Origin of the sequence: Kribbella steppae (assembly GCF_004342025.1) — a bacterium.
In the GTDB taxonomy this organism is placed as follows: domain Bacteria; phylum Actinomycetota; class Actinomycetes; order Propionibacteriales; family Kribbellaceae; genus Kribbella; species Kribbella steppae.
In genome coordinates this window covers 521,534-547,460 of sequence record NZ_SLWN01000001.1, presented here as the reverse complement: position 1 = coordinate 547,460, position 25,927 = coordinate 521,534, and the positions used below count along the sequence as shown (strand labels likewise).

At 66.9% G+C, this 25,927-nt stretch carries 25 protein-coding genes and 2 pseudogenes; 15 read left to right on the top strand and 12 right to left on the bottom strand.

Annotated elements, in window-relative coordinates; translation table 11 throughout:
- Positions 1-23 precede the first annotated feature (23 nt).
- The 6 genes from EV652_RS02465 to EV652_RS02440 all read right to left on the bottom strand — a co-directional run bounded on the left by EV652_RS02465 (position 24) and on the right by EV652_RS02440 (position 4,680).
- The gene (locus EV652_RS02465; RefSeq protein WP_132207274.1) at positions 24-311 is read right to left on the bottom strand and encodes a YiaA/YiaB family inner membrane protein; all 288 of its coding nucleotides are present in this window, start codon (positions 309-311) and stop codon (positions 24-26) included.
- A gap of 48 nt (positions 312-359) precedes the next feature.
- Positions 360-1,223: a phosphotransferase family protein gene (locus EV652_RS43885; RefSeq protein ID WP_158441073.1), complete on the bottom strand. Its 864-nt coding sequence runs from the start codon at positions 1,221-1,223 to the stop codon at positions 360-362.
- 281 nt (positions 1,224-1,504) lie between these two features.
- Complete coding sequence (locus tag EV652_RS02455) at positions 1,505-2,458, bottom strand: hypothetical protein (RefSeq protein ID WP_242001508.1); 954 nt, start codon at positions 2,456-2,458, stop codon at positions 1,505-1,507.
- Positions 2,459-2,550: 92 nt separating this feature from the next.
- Complete coding sequence (locus EV652_RS02450; RefSeq protein WP_242001507.1) at positions 2,551-3,474, bottom strand: hypothetical protein; 924 nt, start codon at positions 3,472-3,474, stop codon at positions 2,551-2,553.
- Between the two features lie 97 nt (positions 3,475-3,571).
- On the bottom strand, positions 3,572-4,177 hold the full coding sequence (locus EV652_RS02445) for an AMIN-like domain-containing (lipo)protein (protein ID WP_242001506.1): 606 nt from the start codon (positions 4,175-4,177) through the stop codon (positions 3,572-3,574).
- A gap of 68 nt (positions 4,178-4,245) precedes the next feature.
- Complete coding sequence (locus EV652_RS02440; protein WP_132207272.1) at positions 4,246-4,680, bottom strand: SgcJ/EcaC family oxidoreductase; 435 nt, start codon at positions 4,678-4,680, stop codon at positions 4,246-4,248.
- Between the two features lie 205 nt (positions 4,681-4,885).
- Between EV652_RS02440 and EV652_RS02435 the strand changes: the two genes are divergently transcribed.
- From EV652_RS02435 to EV652_RS02410, 6 genes are all read left to right on the top strand, one after another.
- Positions 4,886-5,617: a DUF4389 domain-containing protein gene (locus EV652_RS02435; RefSeq protein ID WP_132207271.1), complete on the top strand. Its 732-nt coding sequence runs from the start codon at positions 4,886-4,888 to the stop codon at positions 5,615-5,617.
- A 14-nt stretch (positions 5,618-5,631) separates the two neighbouring features.
- A complete protein-coding gene (locus tag EV652_RS02430; RefSeq protein WP_199237961.1) occupies positions 5,632-6,513 on the top strand; it encodes an SDR family NAD(P)-dependent oxidoreductase in 882 nt (293 codons plus the stop codon).
- A 109-nt stretch (positions 6,514-6,622) separates the two neighbouring features.
- Complete coding sequence (locus EV652_RS02425; protein WP_132207270.1) at positions 6,623-7,213, top strand: hypothetical protein; 591 nt, start codon at positions 6,623-6,625, stop codon at positions 7,211-7,213.
- Positions 7,210-8,151: an NAD-dependent epimerase/dehydratase family protein gene (locus EV652_RS02420; protein ID WP_132207269.1), complete on the top strand. Its 942-nt coding sequence runs from the start codon at positions 7,210-7,212 to the stop codon at positions 8,149-8,151. Before EV652_RS02425 ends, EV652_RS02420 begins: the two co-directional genes overlap by 4 nt.
- Positions 8,152-8,223: 72 nt before the next feature.
- Positions 8,224-9,630, top strand: coding sequence for a MocR-like pyridoxine biosynthesis transcription factor PdxR (gene pdxR, locus EV652_RS02415; RefSeq protein WP_132207268.1), 1,407 nt, complete (start codon positions 8,224-8,226; stop codon positions 9,628-9,630).
- 95 nt (positions 9,631-9,725) lie between these two features.
- A complete protein-coding gene (locus EV652_RS02410) occupies positions 9,726-10,220 on the top strand; it encodes a hypothetical protein (RefSeq protein ID WP_132207267.1) in 495 nt (164 codons plus the stop codon).
- 285 nt (positions 10,221-10,505) lie between these two features.
- Here EV652_RS02410 and EV652_RS02405 read toward each other — a convergent pair whose 3' ends face one another.
- Positions 10,506-11,087, bottom strand: a complete 582-nt coding sequence (locus EV652_RS02405; RefSeq protein ID WP_132207266.1) for a hypothetical protein — start codon at positions 11,085-11,087, stop codon at positions 10,506-10,508.
- Between the two features lie 181 nt (positions 11,088-11,268).
- Between EV652_RS02405 and EV652_RS02400 the strand changes: the two genes are divergently transcribed.
- Positions 11,269-12,030, top strand: coding sequence for a class I SAM-dependent methyltransferase (locus EV652_RS02400; protein ID WP_158441072.1), 762 nt, complete (start codon positions 11,269-11,271; stop codon positions 12,028-12,030).
- A 69-nt stretch (positions 12,031-12,099) separates the two neighbouring features.
- Here EV652_RS02400 and EV652_RS02395 read toward each other — a convergent pair whose 3' ends face one another.
- The gene (locus EV652_RS02395; protein WP_132207264.1) at positions 12,100-12,459 is read right to left on the bottom strand and encodes a hypothetical protein; all 360 of its coding nucleotides are present in this window, start codon (positions 12,457-12,459) and stop codon (positions 12,100-12,102) included.
- 200 nt (positions 12,460-12,659) lie between these two features.
- On the opposite strand from EV652_RS02395, the gene EV652_RS02390 reads away from it, so the two are divergent.
- The 4 genes from EV652_RS02390 to EV652_RS02375 all read left to right on the top strand — a co-directional run bounded on the left by EV652_RS02390 (position 12,660) and on the right by EV652_RS02375 (position 16,505).
- The gene (locus EV652_RS02390) at positions 12,660-14,549 is read left to right on the top strand and encodes an alkyl/aryl-sulfatase (protein ID WP_132207263.1); all 1,890 of its coding nucleotides are present in this window, start codon (positions 12,660-12,662) and stop codon (positions 14,547-14,549) included.
- 260 nt (positions 14,550-14,809) lie between these two features.
- Positions 14,810-15,256 (top strand): hypothetical protein, encoded by a 447-nt coding sequence (locus tag EV652_RS02385; RefSeq protein WP_132207262.1) that lies wholly within the window; start codon positions 14,810-14,812, stop codon positions 15,254-15,256.
- Positions 15,257-15,512: 256 nt separating this feature from the next.
- Complete coding sequence (locus EV652_RS02380; RefSeq protein ID WP_132207261.1) at positions 15,513-15,893, top strand: RidA family protein; 381 nt, start codon at positions 15,513-15,515, stop codon at positions 15,891-15,893.
- Between the two features lie 312 nt (positions 15,894-16,205).
- Positions 16,206-16,505, top strand: coding sequence for a YggT family protein (locus tag EV652_RS02375; protein ID WP_242001505.1), 300 nt, complete (start codon positions 16,206-16,208; stop codon positions 16,503-16,505).
- A gap of 58 nt (positions 16,506-16,563) precedes the next feature.
- Here the strand turns inward: EV652_RS02375 and EV652_RS02370 are convergent, their stop codons facing one another.
- From EV652_RS02370 to EV652_RS02360, 3 genes are all read right to left on the bottom strand, one after another.
- Positions 16,564-17,124 (bottom strand): GNAT family N-acetyltransferase, encoded by a 561-nt coding sequence (locus EV652_RS02370; protein WP_132207260.1) that lies wholly within the window; start codon positions 17,122-17,124, stop codon positions 16,564-16,566.
- A 139-nt stretch (positions 17,125-17,263) separates the two neighbouring features.
- The gene (locus EV652_RS02365) at positions 17,264-18,073 is read right to left on the bottom strand and encodes an alpha/beta fold hydrolase (protein WP_132207259.1); all 810 of its coding nucleotides are present in this window, start codon (positions 18,071-18,073) and stop codon (positions 17,264-17,266) included.
- Between the two features lie 45 nt (positions 18,074-18,118).
- Entirely contained in the window at positions 18,119-18,502 is a 384-nt protein-coding gene (locus tag EV652_RS02360; protein ID WP_132207258.1) for a hypothetical protein, read from the bottom strand.
- A gap of 28 nt (positions 18,503-18,530) precedes the next feature.
- On the opposite strand from EV652_RS02360, the pseudogene EV652_RS02350 reads away from it, so the two are divergent.
- From EV652_RS02350 to EV652_RS02330, 4 genes and pseudogenes are all read left to right on the top strand, one after another.
- Positions 18,531-19,638: pseudogene (locus tag EV652_RS02350) on the top strand (MFS transporter); the annotation flags it as partial.
- Positions 19,639-19,949: 311 nt separating this feature from the next.
- Positions 19,950-20,594: a GNAT family N-acetyltransferase gene (locus EV652_RS02340; RefSeq protein WP_132207256.1), complete on the top strand. Its 645-nt coding sequence runs from the start codon at positions 19,950-19,952 to the stop codon at positions 20,592-20,594.
- Positions 20,595-21,176: 582 nt separating this feature from the next.
- Positions 21,177-21,751 (top strand): annotated as a pseudogene (locus EV652_RS02335) (amidohydrolase family protein); the annotation flags it as partial.
- A 208-nt stretch (positions 21,752-21,959) separates the two neighbouring features.
- A complete protein-coding gene (locus EV652_RS02330) occupies positions 21,960-25,451 on the top strand; it encodes a PKD domain-containing protein (RefSeq protein WP_132207255.1) in 3,492 nt (1,163 codons plus the stop codon).
- Here the strand turns inward: EV652_RS02330 and EV652_RS02325 are convergent.
- Positions 25,367-25,729, bottom strand: a complete 363-nt coding sequence (locus EV652_RS02325; protein WP_132207254.1) for a hypothetical protein — start codon at positions 25,727-25,729, stop codon at positions 25,367-25,369. The genes EV652_RS02330 and EV652_RS02325 overlap by 85 nt on opposite strands.
- Positions 25,730-25,927: the final 198 nt, after the last annotated feature.

Sequence of the window (25,927 nt, the reverse complement as noted above, 5' to 3'; positions counted from 1 at the left end):
CATCGCTCGACGGTTGTGCTGGTTCAGGCGTCGACTTTGAAGGGGTCGTGTTCGGCGAGGAGTTTGTCGAGTCGGGCCTGGTCGACGCGGTTGGTGACTTCTGACATCTCCTGGCGGTCGCGGATGACCTTGGAGAGGGTGATTGTCGACGTGACGACGTACAGGAGACCGAGGGTCAGGAACGCTCGTACCCAGCCCGGTGCGGGGGTATAGATCAGCGCGAGCCCCATCGCCGTCAGCGAGAGTGCGAACGACAGAACGGCCTGGGCGTAATACGCGGCGGTGGTCGATGGCTGAATCGGCTTTGTCATGTGCTTATAGTCGTTTCGCCACCGGGTGCTCCACATGCGCTGAACTACTCAGATCGGCAGTGAAGGTGGCGCGGCCAGCACCTCGCGGGAGCCGAGTGCCTCGATCTCGGCCAGCGACTTGCGATACCACTTCGCGCTGCGCTGGAAGACGGACTGAAACAGATTGCTGATCGCCGAGAACCGGAAGTCCCACTCACAGAGTTCCCAGCTGTAGTCGCCGACTCCGGCGCTTCGCAACCCGTCCCAATAACGCCGCAGCAGCACTCGATCCCGCGCGAGGCGGTCTTCAGTCGGCACTACAGTCAGGCAATACGCAAGGTCGTGCGGCCCGAGCCCAGGCTTCGCCTCCGACCAATCAATGACCTTCGGCCGTACGTCGTCCGGCCTGAAGAACACGTTGCCGAGAAAGTGGAAATCCCCATGGATCAACGTGATCGCGGCTCCACCAGCGACGCGTACCTGGAATTGCCGCTCCCACGCCCCAAGGATGTCCTCGAGCTCCGCACGCTCGCCGGCGTCGAGTTCGGTGTCCGTAGCAAAGAACCTCTCCGCTTCGTCCCGCACCGCCGTAGCGTGCCGTGCGATCACCTCCGGCGGCCAGGCTTGCGCCGTACTGGTCACAGACAACTCAGACTGCCTGGCGTCGAGCGGTACGTCGTTCCAGAAGCAGGCATGTAGACCCACAAGTGTCTCGATGGTCCCGCGCAACTGTGCCTCTGAGACGCTCCCGCCGGGGGAGCGGTAGCCAGCCGCGTCCAAGTCCTCGCTCAACAGCAGGACACCCTCGCCGGCATCACAGACACCCAGCAACTGCGGCGCCGGATGATCCCACCGCGGCGCAAGCTGCTCGAAGAACAGCAACTCCCGCCGAGCCCCGACAACACCCGCGCCCGTTGCCCACTTCCCAATCACACTGAGCTCGTCTGGGTCCGCACAGCGAACCCGCAGCCGTGCAACTTCAGCCGCTGACGCCGCAAACCTCTCAACCACATCCACGCCAACGACCCGAACGCCCAACGCCTCACTCACGTCAGCCGCCGAAAACGCGGCGCCGGCTCCATCCACACCAGCAACCCTAATGCGCAGACCCCGGCGACTGCAGGATGGTGCCTCGGCCAACACCGGGTGGCTGGTTCTACTCCGAAGAGAAAGCGCCACGGAGGGCTGAGCCTCCGCAGCGCCCCAAGTCGGTGCTACTCGCCGAAGATCGGGTCCAGGACCGGTATGACGCCCCAGCGGAAATAGACCGGGTCGTTGAAAGTGCCGGGGACCTTGCCGAGGCCCTTGATCACCGTGGAGGTGCCGTTGGCGTGGCCAACGGCGTACAGGTAGCCGGCGCCGGTGTCCTTGTCGATGCCGAGGAGCAGTACGCCGTACTGGCCACACTTCTGTGCAGTGAACGACTCGAAGCCCTGCCAGGTCGTACTGCGCACGAGCTTGACGACCGGCTTCATCGGCGAACTGATCGGGATGCGGACGGTGTAGAGCGCCCCGCCGCGAGTGTTCATCAAGAAGGTGTCGTACGTGCGCGTCTTGCTGATCAGCGCCATCGTCTTCACCGACGCAAATCCGGCGTACGAGCCGGCTCTGTGCCAGATGCGCTTGCCGTCGACCGTCCACCGGAACAGCACGCCGTCGCGGCGCAGGCCGTACTGCGTGCTCCGCCCAGCGGCATATGTCTCGTAGTTGGAGGTTTCGAAGGCGGTGAAAGCACCCCAGCCACCACCGACCTTGGTGAGCCGAGGCGGCCCCACGGGGTCGGTCTCGCCGCCCCAGTGGGTCTCGTAGGCCACGTCGTACATCGAATCGCCCAGGATCGTGCGGCCGGAGATGTCGTTCCCCTGAGTGTCGGGCTCGACGACGAAGGTGCTGCTGAGCCTCGCCTGTCCGGCCGGGAGCACCCCTTCCCTGACGGTGTGGCGGCTGGTGGCCGTCGGCGGCGAGGTCGCCGTGACGTCCTGGCCTCCGTGATCACCATCGGCTGTGACCGACGCGAGGCTGATCTTGCAAGCGGCGGTGGCTGTCGTCGACCCCTCCGCGACCTGCCTTGCCGCACCCGCCGTTCCCGGGGCCAAGCCTACCGCCAGCAGAGCCAGCCCGAGTACGGCTGCACCGCCCTGCCTGCGTGTACTCCGCGTGGTGACCATCGCTTCCCCCGGTTGGCTTGTGCGCGCCTCTCGGCGCGCACAAGGGGTTTGTTCCTACTGAACTTGATGCGCCCGCAGGATCAGAAGTTGCGTTATTCGCCGAACAACATCGGTGCGTCGTTCGGGCGCAGGACGTGCCTGAAGTAGACCGGGTCGCTGAAGGTTCCAGGCATCTTGCCGAGGCCCTTGATCACCGTGGACGTGCCGTTGGCGTGGCCAACGGCGTACAGATAGCCGGAGCGGGTGTCCTTGTCGATGCCGAGCACCAACGTCCCGTAAACGCCGCACTTCTCGATGATGAGCGACTCGAATCCCTGCCAGGTGGAACTGCGCACCTGCTTGACGATCGGCTTCATCGGCGACGTCCGCGGGATCCGGATCGTGTAGAGCGCTCCACCTCGGGTGGTCGCCAGGAAGGTGTCGTAGGTGGCCGTCTGACTGATCATGGCCATCGTCTTCACCGCCGCGAACCCCGGCGCGGACTGCTTGTTGCTCCAGATCGGGCGGCCGGCGGCGCTGCCCATGGTCCAGCGGAAGAGTACGCCGTCCGCGCGGAGTGCGTACTGATTCGTCACCCCGGGCATCCCGTTGGGAGTGAACGGGTAGTACCTGACCGTCTCGAAGGCGGTCATGTCACCCCAGCCACTACCGACGGGTGCGAGTCCGATTTCCTCTGGCTTGACCGCACCGTCCAGCCCGACGCGGTAGCCGCTCTGGTACATCGTCGAGCCCATCACGACCCAGCCGCTGACCAACGAGTCGTAGCCGGGGATGTCCGGGTCAGTCGCCATGGCTCCACTGAGGCGGACCTTGCCGTCCGGATAGATGTTCTGGCGCACAGGGCGCGGCTGTGACGTGATGGGTGACGTCGCCGTGAGCAGGTTCGACGTGTGATCACCGCCAGGCGTCACGGAACCAACCAACATCCGGCAAGCCGCGCTGATGGCGCCTGCCTGGGTGGTCGTCGCGTTCGCGGTTCCAGGGATCGCTCCCGCTAGTAGCAGAGCAGCTGCCATCGCTACTCCCACACTTCGCTGCCGACTGGACATGCCGAGCCTCTCGTTGGTCTTGCTCGTGGTTGCCTGCGTGCGAAGTGACCTCATGGCGTCGCCGTCACCAGCTGTGGGCGACGTCGACGACGACACGGCTCGTGGAGCCTGGGCCGGTGAGAGTGAAGACGCGGAACGGCAGTCGGGCGCGGACGCCGAGTCCGATGGTCGTCTGTCCTTCGAAGCTGCCGGCGCTGACGACCTGCCGGAAAGTCCGGTAGCCGCTCACGTTCGTCAGTTCGTCGTAGTTCGCCGGGTCGTAGGTGTAGTGGTTCGTGTCGTCGTACGACGCTGCCAGCAGGACGATCGCCAGCTTGGCGCCGCCGCGGAGCGGAATGGGCTTGCCCTCGCCGACGGTGCCGATGTCGTTCACGTACGCCACGCGGAACCAGGACGGCTTGCCGTCGATGTCGAACACGATCCGGTCGAAACAGTCGTGCCGGCCGGTGCGAACGTTCGTCAGGTGACCGAGGCCCTGGAAAGTGCTTGCTTCAGGCAATGAACCCCAGCCGGTCGGGCAGGTGGCGGCAGCGGCGGTCCTGGATGCTGCCGTGGCTGGGCCGGCGAGCGCCGGTACAGCGACGGCTCCCACCGGTACGGCGGCTACTGCGAGCACCGCGAGAGCGGTGCGGATCGGTCTGCGGATGTGGATGGTGGGAATACATTTCACGGTGCCCCCTAAGGACACCTGTTAGATGCCCCCAGGAGGCCAGAAGTTATCGATCGGCCCAACGTGGCCTATCCAGGCACTACCTCGGTGTTCTGGCAGGCGACCAAGCGCCACTGCCCGTCCTCCTTGGACATGACGAACAGCGGGGTGCCCTCGTTGAAGACGATGCTCTCGTCGTCCACTGGCCGGCCGTCGAGCTTGCTGTACTGCTGGCGCACCTTGACGGCGGCGACATCGGGGCGGATGAACAGCACATGCACCACCGTCATGTCGACCGACAGACCCTGCCCCTTCATGCCGCCGGGGAGCACCTGATGGGTGAATGCCGAGATCTCTTCCAGCCCGAGCAGTTTCTTGCCACCGCCGGTCGTCCAGATCGCATCGGCGCGGAACAAGCCGAGGAACTCCTCGGGCAGCTCGTTGCGGGTGGAGTGCTCGACGGTGGCAACCACCTGATTGATCGCCTCGAGGTCGGTCTGACGTGCCAGATCTGCTGTGGTCATGAACGCAGTCAAGTCCTTCAAGCGAACTTGAAGTCAAATGCGTGGGCGGGTGGCTTCTGGCCACCGGACGCGGCCATTGACAGGGGCTGTACTCCCGAGGATGGTGAGAATCCTAGGGCGTATGCGGACGTTGGTCTCGGCGTGTTCGTCGGAGACAGCGATCAGGGCGCCGGCGTCAGCCAGGCACCCGCAGGGGGGCCCAATCATGACAACATCTGTGCTCTATCCGGTGCATGTGAACGCCGCGCTGGACCCGAAATCGTCCAGATGGCTGTGGTTGGTCAAGTGGATCCTCGTGATCCCGCACTACGTCGTACTGGCGTTCTTGTGGCTCGGCTTCATGGTCGGCTCTGTCATCGCGTTCTTCGCGATCCTCTTCACCGCTCGCTACCCACGCCGCATCTTCGACTTCAACGTCGGGGTGATGCGGTGGTCCTGGCGAGTGACCTACTACGCCTACGGTGCGCTCGGCACAGATCAGTACCCACCGTTCACCTTGAAGGACGTCCCGGACTATCCAGCACATCTGTCGGTCGACTACCCGGCGCAGCTGTCCCGCGGCCTTGTCCTGGTGAAGTGGTGGCTGCTGGCGATCCCGCACTACATCATTGTCGGCATCTTCGTCGGCGGTGGCATGTGGGCCGTCAACCGGTCCGACAGCTGGCAGTGGAACATCTTCGCCAGCGGCGGTCTCGTCGGCATCCTCGTGATCATCGCCGCCGTCATCCTCGCGTTCACCGGTGCCTACCCCCGACCGCTGTACGACGCCATCCTCGGGATGAACCGGTGGGCCCTACGCGTCGCGGGCTATGTGGCCCTGATGACCGACGTCTATCCGCCGTTCCGCCTCGACCAAGGAGGCAGCGATCCCGCCCTCGTCGTCCCGGCCGGCCAGGTCGAGGGACAGGGGCCCGTTACCACGCCTACGGCCACGTGAGTCGAAGGAGCATCGTGGAACGGAGCCAGGGCGGGTCGATGGCCGGGCGGACCGTGCTGATCACCGGTGGTACCGGAGGGATCGGCAAGGCCACAGCGCTCGGCCTGGCAACGATGGGTGCACGCGTCGCGATCATCGGCCGGGATCCCGGTCGGACCGCGGACGCCGTACGCGAAATCCGCGCAACTGGCGGCGGGCAGGCAGATGCGTTCGTCGCGGATCTGTCCGCACAGACCGAGGTACGGCGGGTCGCCGACGAGGTACTGCAGACCCTTTCGCGGCTTGACGTGCTGGTGAACAACGTCGGGGGGTACTGGAGCACCCGGCACGTGACTGCCGACGGGCTCGAGCGCACCTTCGCCGTGAACCACCTCGCGCCGTTCCTGCTCACCGCGCTGCTCCTCGACCGGTTGAAGCAGAGTGCCACGGGCCGTGTCGTCACGGTGTCTTCCAACGCGCATGCCAGGGGCCGGATCGACTTCGACGATCTGCAGAAAGAGCGGCCCTATTCCGGCTCTGCGGCGTACGACCAGTCCAAGTTCGCCAACGTCCTGTTCAGCTACGAGTTGGCCAGGCGGCTGCGGGCCACGACGGTCACCGCAAATGTCCTGCACCCCGGCCTGGTGAGTACCGCCTTCGGTGGTGAGGATCCCGGACGCGCACAGCGGGTGCTGGTTCCGTTGCTACGACCTTTCATGAAGTCCCCGCGGCAGGGCGCCGCCACCTCGATCCATCTGGCGTCCGACCCCGATCTGCAACGCGTGACGGGTCGCTACTTCGCCAAGTGCGAAGCCAAGAGATCCTCCAAGCACAGCTACGACGAGTCCGTCGCCGCACGACTCTGGCAGGTGAGCACCGACCTGGTCGGCCTCACCGCACCAGCGACCACCTCGTAATCACCGAGGTCCACTCAGCCAGGAACACCGGGCAGATGCTCGCCGTACTGGTCCTGAGTACCTGCAGTACCAGTCGGTCGGCCTGTGCCGACCTCAGGAGTTGAGCACCATGACCGCAACACCGCAATCGACCTTCCTCCGTACCTGGTTGATCTGGACCGCCGGGTTCCTCGCTTTTCCCATCGCCGGCATTGCTGGTACCGCGGTGGCAGGCCGCGTCAATGATCCGCTTGCCGCGTTGCTCGGCGGCCTTGTCTGCGGGATCGTCCTCGGCGCCGGCCAGACGCTGGTGAGCCGCAAACGGCTCGACCCGCGCAGATGGATACCGGCCACCGGCGTCGGCATGGGTGTCGGACTTCTCGTCGGCGCGGTCGCCGTCGACTACGGCACCTCGTTGGGCGACCTCGCTCTGATGGGCTTCCTCACCGGCATCGTCCTCGGCCTGGCACAGGCACTCGCCTTGCCGCGTGAGACGCGGCTGCGCTGGGTCTGGGCCGCCGCGCTGCCAGTCCTCTGGGCGCTGGGCTGGACCGTCACCACTCTCGGGGGGATCAGCGTCGACAACCAGTTCACGATCTACGGCGCCTACGGAGCGGTGACCTTCTCCGCGCTGTCCGGCCTGCTGCTCCATTACCTGCTGCCCTACAAAGCCCCCTCACGTCCGGCACCGATGCAGAAACCGGTCGGGTCCGCGACATGACGGCTCCGCAGCACGTCATCTTCGGCACCGGCGCGATCGGTCTCGCGACATTCGAAGCGCTCAGCAGCCGCGGCGAGACCGTCCGGCTCGTCAACCGGTCCGGTCAGGCCCGCGTGCCCGCCGAGGTCGAAGTCGTCGGTGGTGATGCCAGCGATCCCGAATTCACCACCGCCGTGGCCAAGGGCGCCCGCGTGGTCTATCAGACGCTCAATCCGTCGTACCCCGAATGGACAGCACAGTTCCCCGGCCTCCAGGCCGGAGTGCTCGCCGCCGCTCAAGCCAACGGTGCGCGGTTGGTCAGCATGGAGAACGTCTACATGTACGGGCGTCCCGCCGGCCGCCCGCTCACCGAGGACCGCTCCTACAACGCCCACACCAAGAAGGGCCAACTCCGGGGACGGATGGCTCGCGAACTCCTCGCATCCCACATCGCCGGCCGGGTCGAGGTCGCGATCGGCCGTGCGTCCGACTACTTCGGACCACGCGGCGGCGCGCAGTCGAACCTCGGTGACCGCGTCTTCGCTGCCGCCCTGGCCGGCAAAACGGCCACGGTTCTCGGCGATCCGGACCAGCCACACACCTACACCTACATCCCCGACATCGGCGAAGCGCTCGCAGTGCTAGGCGAACACCCGGACGCTCCCGGGCAGGTATGGCATGTGCCGAACGATCCGGATACCCGTACGACGCGACAGTTGGTCGACATCGTCTATCGGCACGCCGGTCAACCCAGGACGAAGCTCCGCGCCGTGTCGCCGCTGATGCTCCGCGCACTCGGCCTGTTCAACCCCACCGTGCGAGAACTCGCCGAGATGCAGTACCAGTTCGAGGAACCATTCATCGTCGACAGCAGCAAAATCACCACCAAACTCGGCGTCCACCCCACCCCAATCGACGACGCCCTGAACATCACCCTCACCACCTACCGCCACAACTAACCCAAGCTGACCCCCGCCTGCCCGCCGGAGGGCGGGTTCAGCGTGAGCTGGGCTGTTGGCGAGAATGCCGGGATGGATCTGCATTTGCATCTGGGTGAGGAGGGCGGGCTGGCGGAGCAGATCTATGCACAATTGCATGAGCGCATCAGCACCGACGCCTTGCCCGCGGGAACGGTGCTGCCGTCCTCCCGTGAGCTCGCTGCGCGGCTGTCGGTGTCGCGGGCGACGGTGGTCGCGGCGTACGAGCGGCTCGCCGCGCACGGGCTGATCCGCTCGCGCGCCGGGATCGGAACGGTCGTCACCGGGCAACGAATTCCCGCTCCGGCCGCGCCAGCCGCATCCCCGCTGCGGCCGCGGGCGATCTGGAGCGCCGAGCATCTCGCCGTTCCAGATCTCACCGCGCCGGCGACCGAGTTCGACTTCACGGTCGGGGTCCCCGCGCGCACCCGGTTCCCGTTCGCGCGCTGGCGAGCGCTGCTCAACGATCAGTTGCGCACCCGCACCGACGTCAACTACGCCGACCCGGCGGGCTCGGCCCGGCTGCGTGATGCGCTCGCGCGGCATCTAGTGGTGAGTCGCGGTGTCCGAATCGCGTCGGAGCAACTGGTGATCACGACGGGTGCGCAGCAGGCGTTCGACATCGCCGCGCGCGTTCTGCTCGAACCGGGCGACACGGTGGCAGTCGAGGACCCTGGTTACCTGCCGGCCTACCGTGGATTCCTCGCGCACGGAGCCCGCGTCGTCGGGGTGCCCGTCGACAGCGAAGGGCTGGTTGCCGACCGGATTCCGGCCGGGACGCGGATGGTGTACGTCACGCCGTCGCACCAGTTCCCGCTCGGCATGCCGATGTCCGAGTCACGTCGTACCGCGCTGCTCGCGTGGGCTGCCCGGAACGACGCGGCGATCGTCGAGGACGACTACGACTCGGAGTTCCGCTTCACCGGACGTCCGCTCACGCCGCTGCAGGCGACCGACACGGAGGGGCGCGTCCTGTACGTCGGGTCCTTCTCCAAGACGCTGCTGCCGGCGCTGCGGGTCGGGTTCCTCGGCGTACCGGCGACGCTGGGTGAAGCCGCGCGCCGCGCGAAGTTCGTCGCCGACTACGGCACAGGCGGTCACTTGCAGGCCGCGCTCGCAGCCTTCATCGAGGACGGCGACCTGGCTCGCCACATCCGGCGGATGCGGCGTTCGTACGAGCGTCGGCACCACCTGCTGATCGGCACTCTGCGTGAGCACTTCGCCGGTGTCCTCGAGCCGATCGAGTCCAGCGGCGGGACGCACATGGCCGCGTTGCTCACGCCCGGACAACCGCCTGACACGATCCTCGCAGCGCGCGCTCTTGCGGAGGGGGTGAACCTCGGGACGATCTCGCGCTGGGGGATCGAGGGTCCCGGTCCGAGCGGTTTCGTTTTCGGGTACGGCGCCATCTCGACCGACCAGATCCCGGACGGACTCGCCACGCTGCGTCGCGTTATCTGATCGAGATTGGACTGGCGCAGTACGCCGCGAATCGGCGCCTCCACCGGGTCGGCACCGTTCCTACGCTGCTGCGGACACCCACGACTGGAGGCCCGATGAGATCCCTGCGCATCGCCGCGTTCGCCATCGCCACCGCCGGCGCCGTCGCCGGCACGTCCCTGGCCAACGCGTCCCCCCGCTGCGACCAGATCGACGCGACGATCTACGACAAGGTCGTCACGGAGGGCTGCCCGCCCCCGAGCCAGGCCTGCGTGGTCGGCACTGTCCGCGGCAAGCACGGCTTCAACGGGACTACCGTGTTCGTGCTCGGCTCTCGTGCCGATGCGCCGGCGACATCACCCGGCTATCGCGCAGTCAGCGGGACGTTCACCGTCACTTTCAAGGACGGATCGACGCTCACGGCGCTCGAGACGAGCATCGGCAACGTCGACACCGCCACCGGCCTCGGCCACGCCGGCGGTACCCAGGAGTTCACCGGCGGCACCGGCCGTTACGAGGGCGCGACCGGTTTTACGTACCTCAATCAGCACTTCGAGGTCGACCAGTTCGTCACCACGATCCAGGGCGAGGTCTGCCGCTCGGAAAGCTAGTCCCCGAGCCACCTGCCGATGACCGCTCACCGTCTGCTGCTCGCCGGCCCTCGAACGGCGCGGGGGAGCAGAGACTCCGCACGGTTGGGAACAGCCGTCACTCTCGGTCCTGAGTAACTCCCGTGCTCAGGACCGGGGCTCGTCCGGCGGCCGGCGAGTCTGATGCTCGCGAGGTTGCTTGCGGCAACGAGTCGATGGACGGCGGGTCGACCGATGGGTCAGCTGACGCAACAGCGCGTCTCGAAGGTCGTGCAGATCTGGGTTGTGCGGTCGGCTGGCGCGGGGTCAGATCTCGCGCCAGATCTCGGCGAACGCCAGGGCCGCGGAGCTGCCGAACCATCCCTCCGGCTGGTGGATCTCGCCGCGCGCCGCAACACCGTTCACGCGCACCTCGGCCGCGGCGCACGGGCCGGCGACGGCCGAGGTCTCGAACCCGGTGAGGCGCGTCGTCACCTGGAAGTAGTCGAGTACGTCGCGCCACTCGAGCTCGATCGTGGTGGTGGCGGCGACGCACGAGATCCGGTGAAACCGGTCGCCGCCGGAGACCTCGACGAACCGGGCCGGAACCGGCGGGCCGGTCTCGATGCCGCGTCCACGGATCCTGTCGTAGTCGCGATAGAAGTGCTCCCAGACGTACTCGGCCAGCTCCGGGTTGTCGGCGTACATCCCGATCGGCGCGTCGGAGCCGAGTCCTGACTCGTCAGGATCGGCCCAGATCAGCAGCGCCCGACCCGAGCCGACGGGCGAGTAGCGCGCTGTCCACATGCTCACCAGGACGACGATGTCGTCGCTGCCGGGCCGATAGAGAATGATCATCGGATTCTCGCCGGCGATCTTGATGCCGTGCTGGGTGATGGGCTCGGGCATGCTGTCTCCTGATCTGCTGTCACTTCCCCCGGCCTCCGGTCAGCCGCCGCCGGTCCCCTCGAATGCTCGCACGGCGCGAGCCGGACAGCGCCGCGACCTTCGACCCTTGACCCGATCCGCTCCGGCCCGTAATCCGGCTGCGCGCGGACGACAGGTCGACGTAGTGTCCAGCAAGGCGACCATGGAGGTCTTCGTGAGGTACTACTACGCCGAGCACGAAGCTGCATATCGGCGGCTCCAGCAGGAGGGGATGACCCAGTGGAACGACCTCTTCGAGGAGAGCCGGCCGGATGATTTCGAAGCCTTCTCGAACCGGGCTTTCCTCGAACACATCCTTCCGCGCCTCAACCTGCCCTCGCCGTCTGAGGTCGACGTACTGGAATATGGTTGCGGCACTGGACTAACCGCGTGCTTCCTAGCGGCGCAAGGGTTCCAGGTGGACGCATTCGACCTCATTCCCGAGGCGATCACACTCGCTCGACGGTTCGCGCAGCAACGTGGCATAGAAGTCACGTTCGGCGTACAAGACGTCTGCGCGCTGGCAGACGAGCCGGTCCGCAAACAATATGACCTCATCGTCGACAGCTATTGCCTTCAATCGATCGTTACCGACGCCGACAGAGCTGCCCTCTTCGCCGCCGTCCGCGCACGTCTCAAGCGCGACGGCTACTACCTCATCTCCACAGCCACGTATGAGCCTGACCGCATCTACGAACCCGGCTTCCGACACGACACCACCACCGGGATCTGCTACGAGGAGGTACCGCCCGCCGGATCGAGACAAGACGCGGTCGAGATCGACGGCACGTGGTACCGACCTCACCGACGCCACCTGCCACCCACGGCACTACGAGACGAACTCGTCCACGCCGGCTTCCAAGTCGTCTCCCAGCAAGGCCCCTTCAAAGGCAACATCACCTGCCTCAGAGCCGACGCCCCCTGAACCAACCCGCGAAGCGCTGACCGCCACACAGCTCATGTCACCAGTCATGTATCGGCTGGAGACGCGGGTTCAGGTGGTGGGGTCCCATTCGATGTAGTCAGGCTCAGGGTCGATGTTGAACCGAACCGCATCGATAGTCGTCGTCCCGTTGAGCCAGGCCTTTGCGATCCTGTGCCCACCGTCCATCAAGCGCCCGTCCGCTGACAAGATCACTGGATAGCTGAGATCAGCCTTTTGGATGCGGTCGGCATGGCGGGCGACCATTCGGCACGTGACCGGCGTACCTCCGAACCAGCAATCCTCGTCGAACTCCTGGATGGTGTCGATCGGTACAGCTTCGACCGGAAGATCTTCGGCCAACTTCCAGAGGCGCTCGGTCAGGTAGAAAGCTCGGCCGCCTGGCACGCTGCGTGAGTGTCGTTCCGGCATCGCACCATCTTCTCTCGAGCCTCCAGCCGCGTGCCCTTTACGTGCCCTAAGCGGTGGTCGTTGGCCGTCACTCACAGGGTGTTGTGGGGATCGGCTTCAGACGTGGATATCCGTCCCGGGCGGGCCGGCAGACAACGAGATCCGGGGATCATCCTCCTCGGATGATTCGACGCGCTCGGTTTTCCGTTCAGGCTCAGGACATGACGTCGACTCCCCGTGATGCCAGTGCAGCCATCCGTTCCCAGCACAAGGATGCCGTCGGGTCCTTGCCGTTCTCCGATACTCGGGACTTCGAGGACGCGAATCGCGGTCTGATCTCACCGATCGAGGAGCCTGTCGTCGCCGGGGACGGCACGGTGCTGTGGGACAACTCCACCTATGACTTCTTGGCGGGCGACTGCCCGGACACGGTTCACGCGAGCCTGTGGCGGCAGTCCCAGCTGGCCGCGGTCGACGGCCTGTTCGAGGTCGTCCCGGGCATCTACCAGGTGCGCGGCATGGACCTGTCGAACACCTCGATCGTTGAGGGCGACGAGGGCATCATCGTCATCGACACGCTGCTGTCGGTAGAGACTGGCGCGGCTGCGCTCGCTCTCTACCGCAAGCACCGGGGCGACCGGCCGATCAAGGCTGTCGTGATCACGCACTCCCACGCCGACCACTTCGGCGGTATCCGGGGCTTCGTCTCCCAGGAGGAGGTCGAGTCCGGGCAGGTGCGGATCTTCGCGCCGGAGGGGTTCCTGGAGCACGCCGTCGCCGAGAATGTCTACGCGGGCACGGCGATGAACCGGCGTGCCGGTTACATGTACGGCGCGGCACTGGCCCGCGGCCCGCGGGGCGGAGTGGGTGCCGGGCTCGGCCAGACTGTCTCGATCGGCACCATCTCCCTCATGGAACCGACCGACATTGTCACCACGACCGGCCACGAAGAGACCGTCGACGGCGTCCGCATGGTGTTCCAGATGGCGCCCGACACCGAGGCGCCGTCGGAGTTCCTGGTCTACCTGCCCGCCTTCAGGGCGCTGTGTGCTGCGGAGGACGCCACGCACACGCTGCACAACCTGCTCACCCTGCGCGGCGCTCTCGTCCGCGACCCAAACGGATGGTCGAAGTATCTCACCGAGACCATCGACCTGTTCGGCGCTGAGGTCGAGGTCGTCTTCGCCTCTCACCACTGGCCGACCTGGGGCAACGACCGCGTCGTCGAGTTCCTCGCTACTCAGCGCGACCTGTACGCCTACCTCCACGACCAGACCCTGCGGCTGCTGAACAAGGGTCTGGTCGGACCAGAGATCGCCGAGGAGATGGTTCTGCCGCCGGCGCTGGAGAATGCCTGGAACACGCGCGGCTACTACGGTTCGATCAGCCACAACGTGAAGGCGATCTATCAGCGTTATCTCGGCTGGTTCGACGGCAACCCGGCGCACCTGTGGGAGCACACCCCGGTCGAGCGAGCCAGGCGGTACGTCGACCTCGCCGGCGGCATCGATGCCGTCGTTCAGGGAGCTCGCAACGCGTTCGACGCCGGCGACTACCGCTGGGCCGCGGAGCTGGCCAACCACGCCGTGTTCGCCCAGCCCGACCACGCCCCCGCACGGGAGGTCCTGGCAGATACCTACGAGCAGCTCGGGTATGGCTCCGAGAACGGCACCTGGCGCGACTTCTATCTCTCCGGTGCCACCGAGCTGCGCGACGGACAGTTCGGCACCCCGACCGAGACCACCGCCCCCGACGTCATCGGACAACTCACCCCGGCCATGCTGTTCGACGCCATCGCAATCCAGGTCAACGGTCCCGCCGCCTGGGACGAACAGCTCAGCATCGACGTCATCCTCACCGACACCGACGAGCGCTACCGGCTCCGGCTCGCAAACGGTGTGCTCACCTACAGCGCGCGGCCGCAGCCCGGTGACGCGGACGCCGCTCTGACCACCACCCGCCGCGCCCTGCCTACGCTCGCCCAGGGTGGCCTATCGGCAGACAGCCTCGCGGCCGCAGGCATCAAGCTGACAGGTGACGCCTCCACCCTCGGCCGGCTCACGGCAGTACTGGATCCTGGCGACCAGGACTTCGCCATCGTCACCCCGTAGTCGTCACAACCGAGGCAGATCGACCACACATAGCTGCCAGGCCGTACCGACCGTCCTTGAGGACGTTTGAAAGTGTCTTGAAAGTCGGAATGGCCAGACTGAGTGGTCTCGAGTGGCGCGACCCTTGGAGCTGTAGATATTAGCCTCGGCACGCTCGCGCTGGCCGCGCAGATGCAGGCTCTGATCGGTCACCATCCGCATGCGTGCCGCACCGCCAGGGGTTGCTGCGGTGTTGAGGCCAACAAGAAAGGATTCACACTTTGACAGCCAAGGACAATGCGCGCATACAGACGCCAATGGGGCCGAACCCCAAGCTTGCCGAGCTAACTGAGCGCTTGAGCGGGAAATGGCGAGTCAAAGGACCGGAAATCGACGGCGAGGCTGAATATAAGTCCATGCGGGGAGGTCTTCTTCTGGTCATGGATGTAGATTTTGTCGTGAGTGGCACCAAGATGAAGGTCATTCAGCACGTTGCCTACGATCAAGACACCGACACACTGCGGGCTCGCTACATGGACACCATGGGCGATGAATCCACCTACACGTGGGTGCTGGATGGCCAAAAGATGCGCGTCGGCCTGGCCGACAAAGAGTCAGATACTTACTTTGAGGCTAGATTCAATGATGACAACTCTGAGTACGTCGGCACCTGGCACTATCCGGACGACGGTGGCGATGACGCAATTATATATAGGCGAATTGAGTAACGATAACACCGCGAAGCGGCAAGGCCGATGGCTACCTTCTGGGCTCGTACCGCATCGCCACTGCCCCCGAGCCGAAGCCCCTCCACGGCGTCGTTCGGTCGTCACCTACTGATCGGTCGTAGTTGCACTGTGACAGGTCGTAGCCCGCGGCAACCTGACCACAACTAACCGCGCACGGGCATCTGAGGGTGCTGGGACGCGGAACCTGCGATGCTGCTCTGGCGGATGGAATGCGGGAGAAACCGGGAGGACCGTCATGGCACGGCAGATCATCACGACCGCGAACGCGCCGAGTTCGCCGCTCTACAGCCAGGGAGTCAAGGCCGGACCTCACGTGCTCGTCTCGGGCATCGTCGGCATCGACCCGAGCACCGGCAGCCTCGTCGACAACACCATCCAAGCTCAGACACGTCAGGCGCTGACGAATTGCGAGGCGATCCTCCAGGCCGGCGGCGCCAGCCTGGACGACGTCATCGAGGTGGGCGTACTGCTCACAGACCCTGCCGACTTCGCCGGCCTGAACGAGGAATACGCGCGGTGGTTCGGATCCGAGCCGCCGACTCGCTACGTCGCCAAGCTCGGTGTCGACCTGCCTGGACTGCTCGTCTCGATCCGGATGACCGCCTTCGTCGGGTAACGGCCGCTCCCAGCCGGAGCCAAGTCAGGCCACGAATATCACCACGACAGAAGCGGTGTTCGCGCCTCCAGGTTTGCCGGTACGCCGTTCGGGCGAACATCGCCGCAGGTGTCTGTCCGGACGTTGCGGCGGTAGCGACGCCGGGCGCTCGTCTCGTCGGCGTACACCTGGATCATGTGGCGCTCGCGGGTCCAGGTGCCGTATGGCTCGAGTGCCGGCTTTGGGCTGGACTGACCTGACAGTCCGCTAAGAAGACTGCGATGGGGACATTCCTGGGTGGCGGGCAACGTTGATACTTGTAAGACGGCCAGTGTGGCCGTGACGGAGGAGTCGATCATGAACCTCATCGGAGCCCTGGTCGGGTATGCCCTGACGGCCTTCATCTTGCTGTTGATCGTACGGATGGTGCTGGACTGGTCGGGTGTTATGGCAAACGGACCGCAGCGGGCGAGCCGGGCCCGCGAGTTGACTCATACCTGGACGGAGCCGGTGATCACGCCGGTGCGGCGGGTGTTGCGGCCGGTGCGTGCCGGCGGGCTGTCGATTGACCTGGCGTTCACAGCGGTGTTCATCGCTGCACTGATCCTGCGCTCGATCGCCTTCAGCCTGTAGCGGCGGCATTCGTGTCGCCCAGGTGCCCGAGAGCACCTATCGCGCTGGCGGCAAGATTTCAGCGGCGCGCCGTCCACTCCTCGTCGAGGATCGCGTAGATGAGCTGATCCGCCCATTCGCCCTTGAAGAACTCGTCGTGCACGAAGTGCGCCTCGCGTCGCATTCCGAGCTTCTCCAGCACGCGGGCCGAACCGAGGTTCCGGGCATCGAGTCGGGCGATGATCCGGTGCAGGCCGAGATCGGCGAAGCCGAGCCGGAGCACCACCGCAGCTGCTTCGGTGGCGAACCCCTGACCGTGATGGTCGGGGTGGAACACGAACCCGATCTCGCCTTGTCGATGCTCCCGGCTCAACCACTGCAGGTGAACCTCGCCGATCACCCGGTTGAGCTCCGGCCGGACCACGGCGAGCGAGAGGCGCTGCCCGACCTCGTCGAGCATCGACTCGCCGAGCTTCTGATCGAGAACTTCTCGTACCTGCGCAGCGTCACCCGGCTCCGAGTAGAGATAGCGGTTCACGTCCGGTCGCGAGTTGATCGCGTACAGGTCCTCGAAGTCGGTGGCCGCAAAGGGCCGCAGTTTCAGCCGCGCAGTCACCAGGGGATAGGCCGGTCGCACCACCGATCGATCGTACGACTCATCGGCGCATGGACGACGTCACCGACGCGCCGAGTCGAGGCAGCCCCTCGAACAAGCCAGCCATCCACGTCGGGCTGAACCCCGGAGTACGCCGTCGCGCCGGCCCGTGCCAGGAACAGTCTCAGGAGTAGATCACGCGAACCCCGGCAGGGAGTTGAGCGCCACCAGCGAGCAGCGCGCCGTCCAGCCAGGCCTCGACCACCTTCGCCAGCTCCTCCGGGTGACTGAAGTTCACGGCGTGGGCCGCCCGTTCTACGAGCGCGACCGCCAGATGCTCGGAAGCCAGCCGAACCACCTCGTCGACACGGGACGGAGACGGCATCAGCGGGTCACGGCCGCCCAGGACGGCCAACGTCGGGACGGGGCTGTGAAGCAATCGCTCCAGGGACGGGAACAGGGTCAGCTGGTGGAACAGGCGCAGGCCGTTGATCGGCCCGAACCTCAGGTAGTCCGGCAGCGCGACCGGGACCATCCTCGGGCTTTCTCGCATCACGTCCAGCGCCAACTGGCCGAGCCCGCGGGGCAGCGGCTGGTTCTGGATGCCCCCGGCGGGAGACACCAGGACAAGGCGGCGGACCCGCTCGGGTGCCTCGTGCGCCACCTCGAGCCCGATCGGACAACCCATCGAGTTCCCGATCAACACGGCCTGGTCGATGTTCAGAGCGTCCAGGATCGCCAGCAAGGCGCCGGCCAGAGCGCGAATGTCCAGGACGTGGTCGCGCCGCTCGCTGCGGCCGTAGCCCGGCAGGTCCGGGACGACGTTGAGCCATCGGCCGGCAAGGACTCGTGCCGTGGGCATCAGGTACGCGCCAGAGATGCCGAAGCCATGAATGTGGACGAGAGGCACCCCGCTGCCACCCAAACTGCGCTTCAGGTGGACAGACTTCCCCTCGACGCGCACGTACTCCGTAACCCACCCGTCGGCCACCATGGCGAATTCTCCCACGGGCGGGACGGATCCGTCTCCGCTCTGGCCTCAGCGGCTGGGGTCGGGGCGCTGCCAGGGAGTGCTTGCGCAGATCGACTCCCCACCTCCGGTCGGGAAGCACTCAGCGTACGTGTGGGCATCGCGGTCCGAGTCGTACAGCAGTTGACCGTTCGCGGAGTAGCCGCGGAGCCTGACTCCGGGATAGACAGCCATCCGGTGTGCGGGCGCGATGTCCTCGGCGTCGAGCGGGCCGAAGAACGGCCTCGGACCGCCTTTGATCGGCGCGAACCAGAACCCGTTGCGCATCGCCGCGTCGATCTCGGCACTGTCGCTGGTTTGTACCGTGACCCGCGCGACGGGCAGGCTGAACTGGCCGAAGTTCCGCCCCACCGCCTGAACCGGACTGATCAGCGGATTCGGCTCGGCGGTCACGACCGTGGCCCTGCCCCTCGTGGCAGTGTCCACCCTTCACGCCAGCGCCAGCATGGTCGCGCTACTGACAGCGGTGAACTGGGTGCCTTTTCTGGTGATCGGGCTTCCGGCCGGGGCGTGGGTCGACCGTTGGCCGCGTCGACGGGTCATGCTGGATCCTCACCATGGGCATGCTGCTGGCGGCAGCCCTCCTCGCCGGTATCGCCAGGGTGATCTTCGACCTGGCGTACAACGCTTTTCTGCCCCATCTGCTGGCCCCAGAGGACCTGCTCGAGGGCAACTCCAAACTGCAGACCAGCGCGGCGGCGGCCGAGCTTGCCGGTCCGGGCCTCGGGGGCCTGTTGGCCCAGGCTGTCGGCGCGGTCTGCGGGATCCTCATCGACGCCTTGACCTTCCTGGTCTCGGCGGCCTGTTTGGCGGGACTGCGGGCCGGACCCGAGCCGCGGCGAAGCCGGGCCGGTGATCTGGGCGTGTTCCGTCAGATCGCAGAGGGTTTCGGGTTCATCCGGCGCGAGAGCTTCCTGGTGGCCATGACCGCGATGGCGGCGATAGGCAACTTCGCGATGCTGGGCCTGACCGCACTGCGGATCGTCTACCTGGTGCGTACAGAAGGCGCGAGTCCGGGCACCGTGGGACTGGTGATCGGTGCGAGCAGCCTCGGCGGCATCCTGGGCGCCGTGCTCGCCTCCCGGATCGTGCGGCGCTTCGGCAACGCGCGCGCCTACCTGGTATCGAATATCGCGATCGCGCCGTTCATCCTGCTACTTCCGGCAGCCGGTCCCGGTTGGCGACTGTCTCTGTTCGCGGCCGGATCCTTCGTGGTGCTGACCGCATCCACAGTCTCGAACATCATCACCGCCACCTTTCGGGGCAACTACGTGCCCGTTCATCTGCTCGGCCGGGTCACAGCGTCCTCCCGGTTCCTCGTCTTCGGCACAGGAGCGCTCGGCGCGGTGACCGGCGGAGCGTTGGCGACCGCCTTCGGAATCCGAACCGCCATGTGGGCGCTGGCTGTCCTGTTCGCCTTTACCCGGACGCTCCCACTGGCCACGTCGATTCGCACCTTGCCCGACTTCCCTGCCTACGGCGCTGACAAGACGAACGACGCGAAGCCCGGCATACGGGCATCGCCGTGATAGGTACGACGCGCGGCATCTGGAGAGAGTGTCCGACGGATGTTGGGTGCGCGTCTGGGTCGGGCAACATGGCGGTGAAAACCAGGTGCGCCGTCGCGGGCGTGTGGAGTTAGATCGGCGCTGGCGGCGGTCGCCGCCCTGCGAGAGATGGGGGCGTCCAGCGCGACCGTGTGCACACCGAGCAGCAACGTCGGCGCCGTAGCGGCCTATGCCTCGGCCGGGTGCCGAAAGCTTCCGGATGTCACTGACTTCCGCCGGACGAGCTGACCTCGTCGGCCACCACCAAGCCCGCAAGGTAGGAGCACTGCACCATGACGAGCTATCCCCTTCTTGATGTGCGCGTCACTACGCCGACTCTGGAGTTGCGCGGCGCGACCGACAACCTGTTGGACGAGCTCGCGGATGCGGTGCGCAATGGTAAGACGCACGCCGACCCGGCGCCGTACGACGACCCGATCTCGTTCTACGAGCCAGATCCTGACGTGCGCGTGGCCAAGTGGCTACGGGCGATCTGGCGCGGCAGAGGGAAGGTCGAGCCCGACGCCTGGCGTCTCTACTTCGTGGTCGTCGTCGATGGGCACCCGGTCGGGATGCAGGACCTCATCGGGGTCAACTTCTCCACCCTCGGCACAGTCACGAGCTTCTCGTGGCTCGCCAACGATCAGCGCGGCCACGGGCTCGGACACGAGATGCGAGCAGCGATCCTGCACCTCGCGTTCGACGGGCTCGGGGCGAAGGAAGCAGGCAGCGACGCCTTCGTGGACAACCATGGCTCCAACGCGATCTCGCGACGTCTCGGCTATGAGCCCAATGGTTCAGACTGGGCCACACGGCAAGGCGAACCCGCCCTGCTGAACCGGTGGCGACTGACCAGAGACAACTGGGAACAGCGACGCAGAGACGACATCCATCTCCACAACATCGAGGCGTGCCGGACGTACTTGCCCCTGTCGTGACGCAATCAGAGCGTCCCCAACGGGCAGATAGTCACGGCGACCTGATCGAGCCGGATGGAAGCGTCTCCAGCTCGCCGCGCTGCTTGTTGCCCATGGCCCACGGTAGCGATTTCGGGCGTGGCGCCACGAGTGGCTCCACGCCCGTCCTTCGACCCATAGCCTCCACCAAGGCTCTGACCTGTATGTTCTCTTGTAGGGCGGGCGGGACTCGAACCCGCGACCCAGGGATTATGAGAGCCACGCCACCTGCCACACGCGCCAACTTCAGGCTCCCAGCGTTCGGAGTCCGGCATCTCTAGCTGACTGATTCCACTCTGTTTGACACGATTTCGTGTCACGAGTCATGTCACGCGCGGGATGTGTGGCAGTAACTCGCGAACGTCGAGCGGTGTCGCTCGAGCGAGTTTGCATCGCATGACGGCCGTGCCTGCTCCGTGTATACCAAGGGCGCGCCTTGGTCGGAGTCGGATCGGGGGATCGCCTTCGTGTCGGTCGCTCAGCCCAGTCACAGGACCTTTCACGCGCAACCAGAGGGGCCCAGGTCGTTCAACTAGGGCGCTCCTCTGCCCCTTCGGGAGTCTCGTCTTCGTCGAGACCGGCGCCTTCGACACGGACCAGGCCCGGGCGATCCTCACCGCCCGCGCCGCCAAGGGCCTCGGCCTCCGCGTCCACGCCAACCAGCTCGGCCCTGGCCCGGGTGTCCAGTTGGCCTGCGAGCTCGGTGCCGCGGCCGCCGACCACTGCACCCACCTCACCGACGCCGACATCGACGCCCTCGCCTCATCCGGGGTCGTGGCCGGTCTGCTGCCCGCGGTCGAGTTCTCCACCCGCGCGCCCTACCCGGACGCCCGCGGCCTGCTCGGCGCCGGCGCCACCGTCTCGCTGGCCAGCGACTGCAACCCGGGCTCCTGCTACTCCTCGTCGATGCCGCTCTGCATCGCCCTGGCCGTCCGCGAAATGCACATGTGCCCGGCCGAAGCCTCTGGTCAGCCACCGCAGGCGGCGCCGCCCCGCTCCGCCGCGACGACATCGACCGCGTGACCGTAGGCGCTCGCGCCGACCTGGCCGTCCTCGACGCCCCCTCCTATCTCCACCTGGCCTACCGCCCCGGCGTACCCCTCATCACCCAAACCTGGCGAGCCGGCCGCCCCCTCTGATGACCACTACGCTCTGCACCCGCCGCGAGCCCTTCAGTCCCGCGATCTTCCCATTTCTCATCAATGAGTAATGGGGTTTTTCCGTAGCGTGATGAAGTCCATAACAAATAGTTCGTGGTTGCATTTTTTCGCTTCTTTTTCGGTTGACAGAGAGCGACTTGGGCTACGGTGTGCCGTCAAGGGGAGAGTCACAATCCGGGGGGCCGGCATGCCGAAACGTTTAGCGACCGCTTTTCTCGTTCTCACTACTGCGGTCGTGATGGTGCTAGGCCTCACCGCCTCGCCCGCGCGGGCAGCCGAGGGTGATCCTGCGTCCTCCGTGGTGGCGACGTGGTCCTGCACCAGCAGCCCGTGCCCGTGGGGCCCGTCGGACACCAGCAACACGGCGGTCTGGCCGGCCGCGGCCGAGCCGGTCCGGGCCCGCTACGGCTATACCGTCTCCCACGACGTGTACGCTCCGGTGTCCAAGGTGGCGGGCTGGAAGATCACCGTCACGTCCGGCAGCGCCACGGTTTACGCGGGCCCGGCCGACGACTCGCACTCGTCGCTGGCTGCGCTGTCGGCCGGCGACAGCTACACCGTGTCCAGCACGCTGAGTAACAGCAGCCTCGTCAGCGTGCAGGACGGTGGGTCGTTCGAGTACACGATCACCCCCGGCACCCCGATCGACACGCCGCCGCCGGCCTCCGGTGACGGTTCGGTGCTGGCCACCTGGAACTGCACCAGCAGCCCCTGCCCGTCGGGCCAGAGCTACACCAGCAACGCGGGCGTCTGGCCGGCCGCGGCCCAGCCGGTCCGGGCCCGCTACGGCTATACCGTCTCCGCCGATGTCTACGCTCCGGTGTCCAAGGTGGCCGGCTGGAAGATCACCGTCACGTCCGGCAGCGCCACGGTTTACGCGGGCCCGGCCGACGACTCGCACTCGTCGCTGACCACGCTGTCGGCCGGCGAGAGCTACACCGTGTCCAGCACGCTCAGCAACAGCAGCATCGTGAGCGTGCAGGACGATGGCGCGTTCCGGGTCACCTTCACTCCGGGCGAGCCGAGCACGCCGCCGCCGGCGTCCGGCGACGGTTCGGTGCTGGCCACCTGGAACTGCACCGGCACGCCCTGCCCGTCGGGCGCGAGCTACACCAGCAACGCGGCGGTCTGGCCCGCGACGGCCGAGCCCAGCCGGGCCCGCTATGGCTACACCGTCTCCCACGACGTGTACGCCCCGGCGGCGAAGGTGGCCGGCTGGAAGATCACCGTCACCTCCGGCAGCGCCGCCGTGTACGCGGGCCCGGTCGGGGACTCGCACTCGTCGCTGGCCGCGCTGTCGGCCGGCGAGAGCTACACCGTGTCGAGCACCCTGAGCAGCAGCAGCATCGTCAGCGTGCAGGGCGGCTCCGCGTTCGAGTACACGTTCACCCCGGGTGGGCCGGTCACGCCCCCGCCGGCCGGCGACGGCGAGTCGGCCCCGGTGACCTGGACCTGCACCAGCAGCCCGTGCCCGTGGGGTCCGTCGGACAGCGGGTACGCCGCCGTCTGGCCGGCCGAGACCGACCCCAGCCGGGCCCGCTACGGCTACACCGCCTCGCACGACGTCTACGCGCCGGCCCCGCAGGTGGCGAACTGGAAGATCACCGTCACCTCGGGCAGCGCCACCGTGTTCTCCGGCCCGGTCGGGGACTCGCACGCGTCGCTGGCCAACCTGTCGGCCGGCCACAGCTACACCGTGCCGACCACTCTGAGCGGCAGCAGCATCGTCAGCGTGCAGAGCGGTTCGCCGTTCGAGTACGCCTTCGTGCCCGGCCCGCCGGTCCCGCCGCCGTCGCCCGCCTGTACCGACCCCACCACCTGCGACCCGGTCTCCTGGGTCAACGCCCGCTGGCGCTACGCCGGCACCGGCGAGAACCCCGGTGACTGGTACGGCGGCGTGATCACCTGGCCGGTCGGCACGGCCTACCAGGGCAACGGCCGCTCCGGCGACAACGCGCGCACCGTCTACTCGGAGTCGGGCGTTCCGCTTTACCCGTACATGGGTGCCTGGGCCGACGGGTGCACCGTCCGCGTGGTCACCGGCCGGGTCCTGATCGTCGAGTGGGAGCGCGGTACGGACGAGTGGCGGGAGACCCGCGTGAACGCCGGCCAGGCGTACACCATCTCGCTCAGCGGCTCCGAGGACGGCGCCATGATCGAGACGGACAACGACGTCGAGCCCTTCACGCTCTCGGTGAGCAACTGCACCCCGCGGCCGCTCTCGGAGTCGAACAACCGCCTCCCGGTGGCGAACGCCGGTGCGCCGCAGTCGGTCGTGGCTGGTACGACCGTGACCCTGAACGGGTCCGGCACCGACGCCGACGGCGACGACCTCACCTACGCGTGGACCCAGACCGGTGGACCGGCGGTGACGCTGTCCAGTACGACGGCGGCGAAGCCGACCTTCACCGCCCCGTCCTCGGCGTCCACGCTGACCTTCAGCCTGGTGGTGCGGGACGGCCGGGCCAACAGCGTGGCGGCGACCACCACGGTGACCACCACCCCGGTCAACCAGGTGCCGGTGGCGAACGCCGGTACGGCGCAGACGGTCAACACGGGTACCACGGTGACGCTGGACGGCTCCGGCAGCCGCGACGCCGACAACGACCCGCTGACCTACACCTGGACCCAGACCGGTGGGCCGGCGGTGACGCTGTCCAGCCGGACGGTGCAGAAGCCGACCTTCACCGCCCCGGCCACACCGGCCACGCTGACCTTCAGCCTGGTCGTGCGGGACGGCAAGGTGGACAGCGCGGTGTCGACCACCACGGTGACCGTCACCGGTCCGAACCTGGCCCGGGGCAAGACCGCCACCCAGTCGAGCACCAGCGGTACCGCGGTGGCGGCCCGGGCGGTGGACGGTAACACCAACGGCGTGTTCGCGAGCGGCTCGGTGACCCAGACCAACACCTCCACCCAGCCGTGGTGGCAGGTCGACCTCGGTTCCGCGGCGGCCGTCTCCACGGTCACGGTGTGGAGCCGGACCGACTCGAACCGGATGGGCAGCGGCTCGGTGTTCATCTCCTCGACCGACATGAACGGCCGGTCGATGTCCTCGCTAAAGGCCGACGACTCGGTGAAGGAGATGTCGTTCTCGGCGTTCTCGTCCACCACCAACAGCCTGACCCTGAACGCGGGCAACGCCACTGGCCGGTACGTGCGTGTGCAGCTGTCGAGCATCTTCACCACCCTGAACCTGGCCGAGGTGCAGGTCGGCGGCACCACCGGCGCCGTGAACCTGTCCACCAACCGGCCGGCCACGCAGTCGTCGACCGACGTCGGCACCGCCGCCCGGGCCGTGGACGGGAACACCAACGGCGTCTTCGCCGCCGGGTCGGTGAGCCGGACGGCGTCCAGCTCGCTGCCGTGGTGGCAGGTCGACCTGCTGACCAATTCCCGGGTCGGCAACGTCACGGTGCACAACCGGACCGACGCCTCGGCCGACAAGCTGAACAACGCGGTGGTGTTCCTCTCCACCGCCAGCATGTCGGGCCGGACCTACGCCCAGCTGATGGCCGACTCCACGGTGACCAAGCTGAACCTCGGGGCGACGCCGGGGGCGGTCACCAGTCTGCCGACCAACACCGTGGCCCGCTACGTCAAGGTGCAGTCGCCGGCCACCAGCGCCGGTGTGATCAGCCTGGCCGAGGTCACGGTGACGGGCACCCAGCCCAACTGACGCACGACCAGGGATCCGTCTCGGTTCGTTCCATCGACGAAGCGCACGGTCCGGGCTCCACGCCCGACCGCCCGTGTGAGGAAAGCCAGCGATGAGCGAGCCGGGACGAATCCTTCGTGCGCCGCGGGTCCGCCGGCGGACGGCGAAGCGGCGGCCATGCTGTCCGCCTCGATGACGAGCCGCCGGCCGGTGTCCGCCAGGTCGACCCGGGCGTGGAAACGATCGTCGCCGATCCGCACCTGCGGAACGAATCCGTCGAGCTCGGCTTCGATCAACACCGCTCGCAGTATCGATTCAAGAACCGACTCGCTGCGTCCGTCCAGATGCTCGGCGACCCGGAGTACGGCGCCGCGACCCGCACGGCCCAGCTGCCGACCAGCGGGGCCAGCAGTTCGGCGCGACTGACCGATCGTGCCCGGGCGGGCGAGTCGGCGATGGCGGGCGCGGGCCCGAGCGACAGGGTCCGCGCGCAATCG

Bases quoted from the DNA above. Each gene is read 5' to 3' on its own strand.
- EV652_RS02465 (WP_132207274.1), bottom strand. From the start codon at position 311: ATGACAAAGCCGATTCAGCCATCGACCACCGCCGCGTATTACGCCCAG.
- EV652_RS02455 (WP_242001508.1), bottom strand. From the start codon at position 2,458: ATGGTCACCACGCGGAGTACACGCAGGCAGGGCGGTGCAGCCGTACTC.
- EV652_RS02450 (WP_242001507.1), bottom strand. From the start codon at position 3,474: ATGGCAGCTGCTCTGCTACTAGCGGGAGCGATCCCTGGAACCGCGAAC.
- EV652_RS02440 (WP_132207272.1), bottom strand. From the start codon at position 4,680: ATGACCACAGCAGATCTGGCACGTCAGACCGACCTCGAGGCGATCAAT.
- EV652_RS02435 (WP_132207271.1), top strand. From the start codon at position 4,886: ATGACAACATCTGTGCTCTATCCGGTGCATGTGAACGCCGCGCTGGAC.
- EV652_RS02425 (WP_132207270.1), top strand. From the start codon at position 6,623: ATGACCGCAACACCGCAATCGACCTTCCTCCGTACCTGGTTGATCTGG.
- EV652_RS02420 (WP_132207269.1), top strand. From the start codon at position 7,210: ATGACGGCTCCGCAGCACGTCATCTTCGGCACCGGCGCGATCGGTCTC.
- pdxR (WP_132207268.1), top strand. From the start codon at position 8,224: ATGGATCTGCATTTGCATCTGGGTGAGGAGGGCGGGCTGGCGGAGCAG.
- EV652_RS02410 (WP_132207267.1), top strand. From the start codon at position 9,726: ATGAGATCCCTGCGCATCGCCGCGTTCGCCATCGCCACCGCCGGCGCC.
- EV652_RS02405 (WP_132207266.1), bottom strand. From the start codon at position 11,087: ATGCCCGAGCCCATCACCCAGCACGGCATCAAGATCGCCGGCGAGAAT.
- EV652_RS02400 (WP_158441072.1), top strand. From the start codon at position 11,269: ATGGAGGTCTTCGTGAGGTACTACTACGCCGAGCACGAAGCTGCATAT.
- EV652_RS02395 (WP_132207264.1), bottom strand. From the start codon at position 12,459: ATGCCGGAACGACACTCACGCAGCGTGCCAGGCGGCCGAGCTTTCTAC.
- EV652_RS02390 (WP_132207263.1), top strand. From the start codon at position 12,660: ATGACGTCGACTCCCCGTGATGCCAGTGCAGCCATCCGTTCCCAGCAC.
- EV652_RS02380 (WP_132207261.1), top strand. From the start codon at position 15,513: ATGGCACGGCAGATCATCACGACCGCGAACGCGCCGAGTTCGCCGCTC.
- EV652_RS02365 (WP_132207259.1), bottom strand. From the start codon at position 18,073: ATGGTGGCCGACGGGTGGGTTACGGAGTACGTGCGCGTCGAGGGGAAG.
- EV652_RS02340 (WP_132207256.1), top strand. From the start codon at position 19,950: ATGACGAGCTATCCCCTTCTTGATGTGCGCGTCACTACGCCGACTCTG.
- EV652_RS02330 (WP_132207255.1), top strand. From the start codon at position 21,960: ATGCCGAAACGTTTAGCGACCGCTTTTCTCGTTCTCACTACTGCGGTC.